The sequence below is a fragment of the Edaphosphingomonas fennica genome (assembly GCF_003034225.1).
Classification (GTDB): Bacteria; Pseudomonadota; Alphaproteobacteria; order Sphingomonadales; family Sphingomonadaceae; genus Sphingomonas_E; species Sphingomonas_E fennica.
In genome coordinates this window covers 17,451-29,066 of the sequence record NZ_PHHF01000081.1, presented here as the reverse complement: position 1 = coordinate 29,066, position 11,616 = coordinate 17,451, and the positions used below count along the sequence as shown (strand labels likewise).

12 protein-coding genes are annotated in these 11,616 nt (G+C 68.6%); 6 read left to right on the top strand and 6 right to left on the bottom strand.

Annotated elements, in window-relative coordinates; genetic code table 11:
• Positions 1–26: 26 nt before the first annotated feature.
• A complete protein-coding gene (locus tag CV103_RS20430) occupies positions 27–356 on the bottom strand; it encodes a GIY-YIG nuclease family protein (RefSeq protein WP_107396016.1) in 330 nt (109 codons plus the stop codon).
• A 71-nt stretch (positions 357–427) separates the two neighbouring features.
• On the opposite strand from CV103_RS20430, the gene CV103_RS20425 reads away from it, so the two are divergent.
• Both CV103_RS20425 and CV103_RS20420 read left to right on the top strand, forming a co-directional pair.
• Positions 428–2,335, top strand: coding sequence for an acetyl/propionyl/methylcrotonyl-CoA carboxylase subunit alpha (locus tag CV103_RS20425; protein WP_107396015.1), 1,908 nt, complete (start codon positions 428–430; stop codon positions 2,333–2,335).
• An 83-nt stretch (positions 2,336–2,418) separates the two neighbouring features.
• A complete protein-coding gene (locus CV103_RS20420) occupies positions 2,419–2,877 on the top strand; it encodes a MaoC family dehydratase (protein ID WP_107396046.1) in 459 nt (152 codons plus the stop codon).
• A 30-nt stretch (positions 2,878–2,907) separates the two neighbouring features.
• On the opposite strand, the gene lldD is transcribed toward CV103_RS20420, so the two are convergent.
• From lldD to CV103_RS23270, 4 genes are all read right to left on the bottom strand, one after another.
• Positions 2,908–4,047: an FMN-dependent L-lactate dehydrogenase LldD gene (gene lldD, locus CV103_RS20415; RefSeq protein ID WP_070934528.1), complete on the bottom strand. Its 1,140-nt coding sequence runs from the start codon at positions 4,045–4,047 to the stop codon at positions 2,908–2,910.
• A 72-nt stretch (positions 4,048–4,119) separates the two neighbouring features.
• The gene (locus CV103_RS20410; RefSeq protein WP_170112689.1) at positions 4,120–4,758 is read right to left on the bottom strand and encodes a protein-L-isoaspartate(D-aspartate) O-methyltransferase; all 639 of its coding nucleotides are present in this window, start codon (positions 4,756–4,758) and stop codon (positions 4,120–4,122) included.
• A gap of 51 nt (positions 4,759–4,809) precedes the next feature.
• Positions 4,810–6,363 (bottom strand): sensor histidine kinase, encoded by a 1,554-nt coding sequence (locus CV103_RS20405; protein WP_107396013.1) that lies wholly within the window; start codon positions 6,361–6,363, stop codon positions 4,810–4,812.
• A 68-nt stretch (positions 6,364–6,431) separates the two neighbouring features.
• Entirely contained in the window at positions 6,432–6,611 is a 180-nt protein-coding gene (locus tag CV103_RS23270; protein ID WP_041864825.1) for a NepR family anti-sigma factor, read from the bottom strand.
• Positions 6,612–6,896: 285 nt separating this feature from the next.
• Here CV103_RS23270 and CV103_RS20400 point away from each other — a divergent pair, with 285 nt between their 5' ends.
• The 3 genes from CV103_RS20400 (at position 6,897) to CV103_RS20395 (ending at position 8,619) form a co-directional block, all read left to right on the top strand.
• Positions 6,897–7,694 (top strand): response regulator, encoded by a 798-nt coding sequence (locus tag CV103_RS20400; RefSeq protein ID WP_107396012.1) that lies wholly within the window; start codon positions 6,897–6,899, stop codon positions 7,692–7,694.
• A gap of 100 nt (positions 7,695–7,794) precedes the next feature.
• Positions 7,795–7,932: a hypothetical protein gene (locus tag CV103_RS22575; RefSeq protein WP_015457985.1), complete on the top strand. Its 138-nt coding sequence runs from the start codon at positions 7,795–7,797 to the stop codon at positions 7,930–7,932.
• 54 nt (positions 7,933–7,986) lie between these two features.
• Positions 7,987–8,619: a sigma-70 family RNA polymerase sigma factor gene (locus CV103_RS20395; protein WP_015457984.1), complete on the top strand. Its 633-nt coding sequence runs from the start codon at positions 7,987–7,989 to the stop codon at positions 8,617–8,619.
• 45 nt (positions 8,620–8,664) lie between these two features.
• Here CV103_RS20395 and CV103_RS22570 read toward each other — a convergent pair whose 3' ends face one another.
• Positions 8,665–8,856 (bottom strand): hypothetical protein, encoded by a 192-nt coding sequence (locus CV103_RS22570; protein WP_170112688.1) that lies wholly within the window; start codon positions 8,854–8,856, stop codon positions 8,665–8,667.
• Positions 8,857–8,939: 83 nt separating this feature from the next.
• Here CV103_RS22570 and CV103_RS20390 point away from each other — a divergent pair, with 83 nt between their 5' ends.
• A complete protein-coding gene (locus tag CV103_RS20390; protein WP_107396045.1) occupies positions 8,940–11,615 on the top strand; it encodes a bifunctional [glutamine synthetase] adenylyltransferase/[glutamine synthetase]-adenylyl-L-tyrosine phosphorylase in 2,676 nt (891 codons plus the stop codon).
• Position 11,616: the final 1 nt, after the last annotated feature.

Genomic DNA, 11,616 nt, shown 5'->3' with positions numbered 1-11,616 from the left:
ACTTGAATCGTCACCCTGAACTCGTTTCAGGGTCCATCGTGCGGCATATGCCGTCCTGCCGGTTCAAATCCCAAGCCAATCGCCAGATCGATCCAATTGGGATTATCGGATTCGATCAGGTTGATCTTCCATTCGCGATGCCAGCGTTTGAGCTGCTTTTCGCGCGCTATGGCGGATTGCATATCCTCGAACATCTCAAGCCGGACCAGCCGATGCACGCCGTAGCGAGAGGTGAAGCCCGGTATCGTGCCGGTGCGATGCTGATGCAGCCGCACAGGCAGGTTCGACGTCACGCCGATGTAGAGTGTTCCGTACCGGTCGCTGGCAAGGATGTAGACGCAGGGCTGGCGGCTCATTCTGCCCTGGATAGCATGAAACAACTGGAGAGATGGATGCTGAAACAAGTTCAGCATGACGGGGTGGGTTTGTGCTGACCTCCCTCCTCATCGCCAATCGGGGCGAGATCGCCTGCCGGATCATCCGCACCGCGCGCCGGCTCGGCATCCGCACCGTCGCCGTCTATTCGGATGCCGATGCGGATGCGCTGCACGTCCGCCATGCTGACGAGGCCGTGCATATCGGCCCGTCGCCGGCGCGCGAATCCTATCTGGTGGGGGATCGCATCATCGCCGCCGCCAGGGCCAGCGGCGCGGAGGCGATCCATCCCGGCTACGGCTTCCTTTCGGAAAATGCCGGCTTCGCGCAGGCGGTGATCGACGCGGGGCTGATCTGGGTCGGCCCCGATCCCGCCAGCATCACCGCCATGGGGCTGAAGGATGCCGCCAAGAAACTGATGCAGGATGCCGGCGTGCCGACCACGCCCGGCTATCTGGGCGACGACCAGTCCGACGCGCGCCTCCAGGCGGAAGCGGATGGCATCGGCTATCCGGTGCTGATCAAGGCGGTGGCCGGCGGCGGCGGCAAGGGCATGCGGCGCGTGGACGCCGCCGCCGATTTCGCCGATGCGCTGCTGTCCTGCCGGCGGGAGGCGGCGGCCTCCTTCGGCGACGATCGCGTGCTGATCGAAAAATATATCCTGTCGCCCCGCCATATCGAGGTGCAGGTGTTCGGCGATCGCCAGGGCAATGTCGTCCACCTGTTCGAGCGCGATTGCTCGCTCCAGCGCCGGCACCAGAAGGTGATCGAGGAGGCGCCCGCGCCGGGCATGGACGCGGAAACCCGCGAGGCGATCTGCGCCGCCGCCGTCCGCGCGGCGAAGGCGGTGGATTATGTCGGCGCCGGCACGATCGAGTTCATCGCCGATGCCTCGGCGGGCCTGCGCGCCGATCGCATCTGGTTCATGGAGATGAACACGCGGCTGCAGGTCGAACATCCGGTGACGGAGGAGATTACCGGCGTCGATCTGGTCGAATGGCAGCTCCGCGTCGCTTCCGGGGAGCCGCTGCCGATGCGGCAGGAGGATCTGGCGATCAACGGCCATGCGGTCGAGGTCCGGCTCTATGCCGAAGATCCGATCAGGGGCTTCCTGCCCTCGGTGGGCGTGCTGGAGCTGCTGGACCTGCCCGGCGCCCCCATCCGCGTCGAAACGGGCGTGGCGGAAGGGGACGGGATCTCCTCCTTCTACGATCCGATGATCGCCAAGCTGATAGCCCACGCGCCCGATCGCACGGCGGCGATCGGACGGCTGGCCGATGGCGTGGAATGGACGCGGCTATGGCCCGTCGCGTCGAACGCGGGCTTCCTGTTCCGGGCGCTGCGCCATCCCGCCTTCCTGGTCGGGGATGTCACCACTGCCTTCATCGCCGATCATCAGGATGCGCTGCTGCCGTCCCCGGTGCCCGATGCGGGCGGGTGGAAGCTGGCGGCGCTCGGCCTGATCGGGGATTATGAGGACGGGCTCGGTGCCCTCCTGGACGGGACGGCGCCGTGGACCGCGATCGAGGGCTTCCGGCTCAACCAGCCGCGCCGTTCGGCCATCGCCCTGTCCTGCGGCGGCGAGACCCGGGTGATCGACGTCTGGCAGGGGGGCGAGGTCGGCGGCGCCAGCCAGCGCGTCGGCGACGATCTGGTGCTGGTGGAAGGCGGGCAGACCTACGGCTTCCGCCTCGCCCGCTTCGATGGCACGGGCGGCGGCGGGGCATCGGACGGCGCGATCCTTTCGCCCATGCCGGGCCGGATCGTCTCGGTCGACGTCGCGGAAGGGCAGGCCGTCGCCAAGGGGCAGAAGCTGCTGGTGCTGGAAGCGATGAAGATGGAACAGGCGCTGATCGCCCCGTTCGACGGCATCGTCGCCGATCTGAAGGCGGTTGCCGGCGCGCAGGTGGCCGAAGGCATCACGCTCGCCCGCGTCGAAAAGGATGCGAAGGCGGAATGATCCGCCCGCTTTAACCTGTTTGACGGAAGTTGCCGGCATGATCCGGCCGGAATCGACGCGCAAGAACAATATAGGGGATGATTGTGGCAGGTCGTTGGTATGAAGAATGGAAGGTGGGCGATCGTATCGTCCACGATATCCGCCGCACGGTGACGGAGACGGACAATCTCCTTTTCTCCACCATGACGCACAATCCGCAGCCGATGCACATCGATGTGGAAGCGGCCAAGGCCAGCGAGTTCGGCCAGATCATCGTCAACGGCACCTTCACCTTCGCGCTGATGGTGGGGCTTTCGGTCGCGGAAACGACGCTCGGCACGCTGATCGCGAATCTCGGCTACGACAAGCTCGCCATGCCCAAGCCCGTGTTCATCGGCGATACGATGCGCGCCGAAACCGAGGTGGCGGAGCTGAAGGATTCCCGGTCCCGCCCCGATGCCGGCATCATCACCTTCCGCCACGAGCTGTGGAACCAGCGGGACGAGGTCGTCTGCCGCTGCCTGCGCATGGCACTGGTGAAGCGGAAGCCCGTCGCGGCCTGAACGATGGCGCGGCGGCCGGCCGCCGCCGGCTCAGGCCAGAATGCCGCGATCGATCGCGCCGATGCTGGTGACGCCGGTCAGCGCCATCGCCACGCGCATCTCCGCCTCGATCAGTTGCAGCATGTGGGCGACGCCGGCCTGTCCGCCGCCGCCCAGCGCATAGGCCCAGGCGCGGCCCAGCATCACGCCCTTGGCCCCCAGGGCCAGCATGCGGACCACGTCCAGCCCGGAACGCACGCCGCCATCGGCCAGCACGGTCAGCCTGTCGCCCACGGCATCGGCGATCGGCGGCAGGGCGCGCGCGGTGGAAAGCACGCCATCGAGCTGGCGCCCGCCATGGTTGGAAACGACGATGCCGTCCGCGCCCGCGGCCGCGGCGGCGCGGGCGTCCTCCGGGTCCAATATTCCCTTCAGCACCAGGGGGCCGTCCCAATTCTCCCGCACGAAATCCAGGTCCGCCCAGGTGACGCGCGGGTCGAAATTGCTGCCGACCCAGCCGAAGAAATCGTCGATCCCCGATTTGCGGCCAAGCACCGGCGCGACGTTGCCGAGCTGGTGCGGCCTGCCCAGCAGCCCGACGTCCCACGCCCAGCGCGGCCGCATCGCCGCCTGGGCATAACGGCGCGCCGCCGACAGCCAGCCGGAATTGCCGGCAAGGCCCGACCGGTAATCGCGATACCGGGTGCCCGCGACGGGCATGTCCAGCGTGAACACCAGCACGGGGCATTCCGCCTCGCGCGCCTGCTGCAGGAGATCGCGCATGAAGCCGCGATCGCGGATCATGTAGAGCTGGAACCAGATCGGCGCGGGGGCTGCCCTGGCGACCTCGCCGATCGAGCAGACCGACACGGTGGAAAGGGTGAAGGGGATATCGGCCTTCGCCGCCGCGCGCGCGGCCTGGGTTTCGCCGCGCCGGGCATACATGCCGGAAAGCCCCACCGGCCCCAGCATCACCGGCATGGCGATCTGCCGGCCGAACATCTCGGTCCGCAGATCGATACCGGAAACGTCGTTCATCACCCGCTGGCGCAAGGCTATCGCCTCGAGATCGGCGATATTCCGGTGCAGCGTCACCTCGGCATAGCTTCCGCCATCGATATATTCGAACAGGAAGCGCGGCAGCCGCGCCCTGGCGATGGCCCGATAATCGAGCGCCGATGCCGCCTTCATCCATGATCTCCCGGTGATGCGCCAGATTAGGAAGCGGCGTTCGGGCAGGCAAGCCGCGATGACCGGGCGGATTCAGCCGTCGGCGGCGATCAGCGGCACGAACCGCACGTCGCCGAGGTCGGCTTCCGCCAGCCCGCCATCCTCCCGGCGCGTCAGCCGGATCAGCCGCTGCTGGCTGGCCGGCCCAAGCGGCAGCACCAGCCGCCCGCGCGGCGCAAGCTGGTCCGGCAGCTCGGGGGGCAGGGCGGCGGCGGCGGCCGGCACCAGAATCGCGTCATAGGGCGCGTGCGCCCGCCATCCGCGCGTGCCGTCGGCGGCGATGATCGTCACATTGTCGATGCCCAGCGCCCGCATGCGTTCGCCCGCCGCCCGGGCCAAAGCGGGAAGCCGTTCCACCGCATGGACGGTGCGGGCGATGCGCCCCATCACGGCGGCGGCATAGCCCGATCCGGCGCCGATCTCGAGCACATGGTCCTCCGGGCCGATCGCCGCCGCCTCGATCATCAGCGCGACGATATAGGGCTGGGAGATGGTCTGCCCCTCGCCGATCGCCAGCGGCTGATCGCTATAGGCCAGCGCGCGCGCCGCCTCCGGCACGAAAAGTTCGCGCGGCACCTGCAGCATCGCATCGATTACACGCGGATCGCTGATCCCCCTGGCAATGATCTGGTTGTCCACCATGGCCCTTCGCGGGCCTGATGTGTCGTTCATGTTATGGCTCTCCCGTCCCAGCGCAACGCAGCCGGGCGGGACAAGTTGCGTTCAGTCGCGGCGATCCGCGACGATCGGAATTTCGATCGCCAGCCGCCCGTCCGTTCCGCGCCGCAATGGCGCGCGCAACTGGCGGGCCAGCCCTTCGGTGACGCGCTCGAACCGGCTGATCGCCGGATGCTTGCGGCATTTTTCGTTGGCAAGTCCGGGGGCTATCAGCTCCACCAGCGCGCGATCGGGCCGATCCGTCGGGCCGAGGCGGATGACGAGGCCGCCCGCCGGATCGCAGCTCATCGCCATTTCGGCCACCTCGGTGATCAGGAAGGATACCGGCACGGCCACGTCCTGCGATGCCGCCGCCGGCATGATCTCCAGCCGGACCGGCATCGTTGCCGCCTCGCCCGTCGCGGTGCCGCGCAGGTTCGATGCAAGCTCGCCGACGAGGGCGCGCAGGTCGACGCCGCGATTTTCCTCCAGCTCCGCATAATGATGGCGATGCACCACCGCCAGCGCATCCACCCGGCGCTGGATCGATGCATAGGCGTCGCTCGCTTCCTCGCCGCGCGCGCCGCGCGCGTGGAGGTTGATGAGGCTGGAGACGACCTGGAGGTTGTTCTTCACCCGATGGTGCACCTCGCGGGTGAGGCGGGTCTGGCGCGCCAGACCCTCCGCCAGATCCGCCTCATGCTGCAACTGGCGGGCGGTGGCATCGGAAAAGGCCTGGGCGAGGCTGCGTATCTCCTGCGAGGGCGTCGTCATGGCGGGCGCGCGCAGCGGGCCTTCCGCGCTCGAATAATTGCTCACCGCCTGCTGCAGGCGGGCCAGCGGGCGCAGCACCAGCCGGTCCATCACCAGCCAGCCGATCAGCCCCGCCGCGATCCACATCAGCACGGGCAGCAGCACCATCAGCAGCTCGATGGCCCGCATCGGCGCGACATTGGCCCGGAGTTCGAGGGCAAGCTGCCCGCCCGCCACGGGGGAGGCGACCTTCAGCGTCTGGTCCAGCGCGCCGAGATTGCCCTGGCTGGCGAGGTTGAGGCTGGCATCGCCCTGCCACAGCAGCAGGGTGATGGCATTGGCGCTGGCGGCGGGCGCCGCGATCCTGGCCAGCGTCTCGCGCGGCACCTCGGCGGCCATCAGCCAGTGATTCTGGGCGATGGTGATGCGCATCGCGTTTATGCCCTGGGCCAGGAGCGCCTCGGCGCCGATGCCGGGGGCGGGCGGGGTGATGCTGGCGCTGGCGAAGCCGGTGGTCGCGCAGATGCGCCTGCCGGCCAGGTCGAACAGGCCGAAGCGGACGCCCGCCGGCTGGCTGGCGGCCAGCGTGTCGAGCGATCGGCGGCAGGCGGCGGGCGGCGGCGCCGCGTCGCCGATCTGCACGGCCATGGCGGACATGTCGCGCGCGATGGCGGCGGTCGCGGAATCGAGGCGGCGGGTGCTGTCGGCGGCCATCACCCGGATGGCGGCCTCCCGCGCGAAACGGTTGCTGTTGGCGGATTCGAGGGAGGCGAGCAGCGCGATCAGGCCGAGCGGCAGCAAGGCCATCGACAAGATCAGCAGCATCTTGAAACCCGTCGACAGCCGCGCGAAGCGGTTGCCGATCACGGCGTCGAACCTCGTGAAGGGAAAGGGGAAAGGGTAGTTCGGCTAGGCACGATCGGGAAGGGGTCCAGTCAGTTGAGCTTGCCCAGCAGATCCAGCATGTCGCCCGGCACCTGTTCGCTCAGCGCTTCGTCCCATACCGACCGGAGAGCCTGGCCTATATGGGAATCATTGCCTCGACGCGGTTTCGCCGGTGCCTGACCTGTCTGGTCGGATTCGACCGGTCTCTCCTTTTTTCCGTTCGCCGCCAAACTGTTTCGTCCCCGATCCGAATGCGCCAAGCGGCCCGCGACGGCCGTTCGTCATTGGCGTCCGGGCCGCGCTGCCATCCCCCATGGGGCCGCTCTGCGTGACCGGAATAAAATGCCGACTTGGCGATGGAAACAAAAAACTCCGCCGATTGTTCCGGTTGTTGATGGTGATCGGCAAAATCGCGGAGGGGAAGGGCGGCGGCCCGCGCTTGCATCCTCCGCGGGCCGGTCGCACAACGGGCGCCGAAAGTGCGGCGTCGCGCAGATAGACCCAAAGGGGAACGCATGTCACTCGGCCAGGAACTCGCGCCACATCTTCCTTTCCTTCGCCGCTATGCGCGGGCGTTGACGGGAAGCCAGCAGCACGGCGATGCCTATGTCCGGGCGTGCCTCGAGGCCATCGTCGCGGCTCCGGGCGATTTCCCGCGCGATGTCGATGCGCGGCTGGGGCTTTACGGCATGTTCCAGCGCATCTGGTCCTCCACCAACGACAATGACGAGCCGGAAGTCGCCCCGCCCGAGGGCGATCGCGAAGGGATCGCGCGGGCGCGGCTGTCGCGGATCACGCCGCTGTCGCGGCAGGCGCTGCTGCTGACGGCGATGGAAGGCTTCACCAGCGAGGATGTCGCCTATCTGATCGGCGTCACGCCGGAGGACGTGAACCGGCTCGTTTCGGAGGCGCTGGAGGAGATCGAGCGCCAGACCCAGGCCGAGGTGCTGATCATCGAGGACGAACCGATCATCGCCATGGATCTGGAAACCATCGTCCGCGATCTCGGCCATGACGTGACGGGCGTGGCGGTGACGCGGGACGAGGCCGTCGCCCAGGCGCTGGCGCACCGCCCCGGCCTGGTGCTGGCGGACATCCAGCTCGCCGACGACAGCTCCGGCATCGACGCGGTCAAGGATATCCTGGCGCGCTTCTCCGTGCCGGTGATCTTCATCACCGCCTTCCCCGAACGGCTGCTCACCGGCGAGCGCCCGGAACCCACCTTCCTCATCACCAAGCCCTTCCAGCGATCCACCGTGAAGGCGGCGATCGCGCAGGCCCTGTTCTTCGACGAAAGCACGGTGCCGGCCTGAGACGAGCGCGGTCGCGAACCGTTGTCTTTCCGAACCGAATGGAACCCGCCCACAGGCCCCGCGTTGGAATCCAACGGACAACAGCCTGTGAGAGAAGAAAATGGCAGAGGATCGGGTCCATCTTTCGAAAACCGAGGCGCGGGCCGGCGTCACGCCGCACGTGGTGCGTTATGTGCTGGCCATTTCGCTGCTTCTGGTCGTCATCGCCTTTGCCTTCACCCTCGGCATCTTCGGCTGAGCGCCCCTTTTCGCGCGCCGCCGTGCCGCGCCCCTATTTCAACGGGAATCCCGAATGACAGATGAAGACCGCCCGACGGGCGAGGACGGGGCTCCCCCGCCGGCGCCGCTTTCGGACGAGGCGTTCAAGACCGAGCTCGCCAGCGTCATCCCCCATCTGCGCGCCTTCGGCCGTTCGCTTTCGGGCAATCGCGATCTGGCGGACGATCTCGTCCAGGAAACGCTGATGAAGGCTTGGGCGGCGCGCCAGCGCTTCCAGGCCGGCACCAACATGCGCGCTTGGACCTTCATCATCCTGCGCAACCTCTTCCTCTCCCAGATGCGGCGCGCGCGCTTCAAGGGCGAGTGGGACGAGTTGACGGCCGCCCGCGTGCTGGCCGCGCCCGCCAGCCAGGATCGCCATGTCGAGCTGGGCGACATGCAGCGTGCGCTGCTCCACCTGCCGCAGCCGCAGCGCGAGGCGCTGATCCTCGTCGGCGCCGGCGGCTTCGCTTATGAGGAAGCGGCGGAAATCTGCGGATGCGCGGTCGGCACCATCAAGAGCCGGGTGGCGCGCGGGCGCGTCGCGCTCGAACATCTGCTGAACGAGGGGAAGCTTCCGTCGCGGCGCAGTTATGAAGGCCATCCCAACCAGACCGCGCTGCAGTCGATCATGGACGAGGTCGACGATCTCAGTCGCGGGCGCTGAGCCCGCCCGCAGGCGCCGCCCGGCCAGGCCGCGCCATCCGCCTCCTCAATCCAATTGCCGGATAAGCTGCCGCCACTCGGCGGGAATCTCCGCCATTTCAGGGCGATAGGCCTGGCGCAGCGCGTCGCCTACCCCTTGGCCGGCCCGTGGCGGCGCAGTCAATTCCACCACGGCCTGATGCATTGGTCCCGTTCCATCCTTTGTGTCGCGTGAAAGATCCATGACGATAGAACGCATCGTGCGGCCCTCGGTTGCGGCTCGTTTGCCGCTGTCTCTCAAAACTTGATCGTTCGGCCGCGCGGCTTATGCAGGCTGGCATGATGTCCGCTCCGTCCGTGGCGATCGATCGCGCCTTCGCCCATGCGCCCTTCCTGCGCCGCGCGGCCGAACGATGGCCCGGCATCGCCGTCCTGATCGCCGCCGGCGACGTGGCAGGCGCGCTCGCCGCCGCCCGGCAGGCGGGGGAAGGGGAGGAGGATGTCGGCCGCGCGCTCCGGCGCCAGCGGCAGGCGCTGGCGCTGGCGGTGGGGCTTGCCGATCTCGCGGGGCTGATGCCGTTCGAGGAGGTCGTCGGCACGCTTTCCGATTTCGCGGACCATGCGCTCGACCGCGCGATCGCGGCGGCGATCGCCGAGCGCACGCCCGGCGAGGAGCCCCGGGGCTTCGCCGTGCTGGGGCTGGGCAAGCATGGCAGCCGGGAACTCAATTATTCCTCCGACATCGATCCGATCCTGATCTTCGACCCGCAAACCCTGCCCCGGCGGGAACGGGACGAGCCGATCGAGGCGGCCGTGCGGATCGGCAAGCGCGTGGTCGAGCTGCTCCAGGCGCGCGATGATGCCGGCTACGTCTTCCGCGTCGATCTGCGGCTGCGCCCGTCGCCCGAAGCCACGCCGATCGTGCTGCCGGTGGAGGCGGCGATATCCTATTATGAATCGAGCGCGCTGCCCTGGGAACGCGCCGCCTTCATCCGCGCCCGCGCCGCCGCCGGGGATAAGGCGCTGGGCGAGGAATTTCTCGCGGCCATCCGCCCGTTCGTGTGGCGTCGCGCGCTCGATTATGGCGCGCTTCGGGAGATTCGCGCGCTTTCCCGCCGCATTCGCGATCATCATTCGCAGGGGCAGAGCTTCGGCCCCGGCTTCGATCTGAAGCGCGGGCGCGGCGGCATCCGCGAGATCGAATTCTTCGCGCAGATCCACCAGCTCATCCATGGCGGGCGGGAACCGGCGCTGCGCGCGCCGGCCACGCTCGATGCGCTGGCGGCGCTGGCGGCGGCCGGCCGGATCGACGGGGGCGAGGCGGCGGTGCTGGCCGATGCCTATCGGCTGGAACGCACGATCGAGCATCGCCTGCAGATGGTGGAGGACCAGCAGACCCACAGCCTGCCGCGCCAGCCCGAGGCGCTGGACAATGTGGCGCGCCTCCACGGCGTGGAGGATGGTGGCGCGCTGCTCGCACTGCTCCGCCCGCATGTCGAGGCGGTGGGCCGCATCTATGATTCGCTGGACGAAGGTCGCCCGGAGGGGCTGTCGCACGATGCCGATCTGATCGAGGCGGCGCTTTCCGCCGCCGGCTTCCCCGATGCACCCGCCGCCCGCGCGCGCATCGAATCCTGGCGATCGGGCGGGCCGCGTCCGCTGCGTTCGCCCGCCGCGCGCGAGGCGCTGGAAGCGGTGCTGCCGGGGCTGGTCCGGGCGTTAGGCCAGGCGCCCGATCCCAATGTCGCGCTCAACCGCTTCGACGATATCGTTTCCCGCCTGCCCAGCGCGATCAACCTCTTCCGCCTGCTGGAAGCGCGCCCGGCGCTGGCGAAGATGGTGGCCGACGTGCTGGTCCACGCGCCCACCCTGGCCGAGGCGCTCGGCCGGCGGCCGACATTGCTGGATGGCCTGATCGATGCCAGCGCCTTCGATCCGCCGGCATCGGTTGCCGATCTCGTCCGCGAAATCGGGCAGGCGGAGCCCGGCGACGATTATCAGATGCTGCTCGATCGCGCGCGCCAGCGCGTCGGCGAAAAGCGGTTCGCGCTCGGCGTGCAGCTGATCGAACGGGCCAGCGACCCGCTGGATGTCAGCCACGGCTATGCGCGGGTCGCGGAAGCCGCGCTGGTCGCGCTGGTCGATGCGACGGTGGCGGAGTTCGAGGCCGCGCACGGCTGCGTGCCCGGTGGCGGCCTTGCCATCCTTGCCCTTGGCCGGCTGGGCGGGGCGGCGCTCACCCATGCGTCCGATCTCGATCTGATCTATCTTTTCGATGGCGATCACATCGCCGAATCCGACGGCGCAAAGCCGCTCGGCGCCACCCAATATTATAACCGGCTGGCCCAGCGGGTGACGGCGGCGCTCAGCGTGCCCACCGCATCCGGCCCGCTTTACGAGGTGGATACCCGGCTGCGGCCGTCCGGCGCGCAGGGGCTGCTGGCGGTCTCGGTCGATAGCTTCGCCCAATATCAGCGCGACAGCGCCTGGACGTGGGAGCATATGGCGCTCACCCGCGCCCGCCCCGTCTATGGCCGGCCCGACGTGCGCGCCGCCATTGCCGGGATCATCGCCGATACGCTGGGCGTGCCGCGCGACGCGGGCCAGCTTATCGCCGACGCGGTCAAGATGCGGGGCGAAATGGCGCGTCACAAGCCGCCATCGGGGCCTTTCGACGTGAAGCTCATCGAAGGCGGGCTGGTCGATTGCGAATTCGCCGTCCATGTCCAGCAGCTCCGCCACCGCACCGGCTTCGACCCGCGCCTGGGTGAGGCGATCCGCATGCTGGTGGACGATGGGCTCCTCTCGCCCGATCTGGCCGTCGCCCATGCCCTGCTGGCCCGCATGCTCGTCACCTTCAGGCTGGTTTCGCCGCGCGGGGGGGAGCCCTTGCCGGTGTCCCGCCCGCTGGTGGCGGAAGCCTGCGGCCAGCCCAATTGGGATGCGCTCGTGATCGCCTATGATGCCGCGCGCGCGGTCGTGCGGGACGAATGGGCCAGGGTTTCGGCCGGCGCGTGAC

Excerpts from the sequence above, each read along its gene's own strand:
- CV103_RS20410 (WP_170112689.1), bottom strand. The coding sequence starts at position 4,758 with ATGAACGACACATCAGGCCCGCGAAGGGCCATGGTGGACAACCAGATC.
- CV103_RS22570 (WP_170112688.1), bottom strand. The coding sequence starts at position 8,856 with ATGCGTTCTATCGTCATGGATCTTTCACGCGACACAAAGGATGGAACG.
- CV103_RS22575 (WP_015457985.1), top strand. The coding sequence starts at position 7,795 with ATGGCAGAGGATCGGGTCCATCTTTCGAAAACCGAGGCGCGGGCCGGC.
- CV103_RS20390 (WP_107396045.1), top strand. The coding sequence starts at position 8,940 with ATGTCCGCTCCGTCCGTGGCGATCGATCGCGCCTTCGCCCATGCGCCC.
- lldD (WP_070934528.1), bottom strand. The coding sequence starts at position 4,047 with ATGAAGGCGGCATCGGCGCTCGATTATCGGGCCATCGCCAGGGCGCGG.
- CV103_RS20430 (WP_107396016.1), bottom strand. The coding sequence starts at position 356 with ATGAGCCGCCAGCCCTGCGTCTACATCCTTGCCAGCGACCGGTACGGA.
- CV103_RS20400 (WP_107396012.1), top strand. The coding sequence starts at position 6,897 with ATGTCACTCGGCCAGGAACTCGCGCCACATCTTCCTTTCCTTCGCCGC.
- CV103_RS20395 (WP_015457984.1), top strand. The coding sequence starts at position 7,987 with ATGACAGATGAAGACCGCCCGACGGGCGAGGACGGGGCTCCCCCGCCG.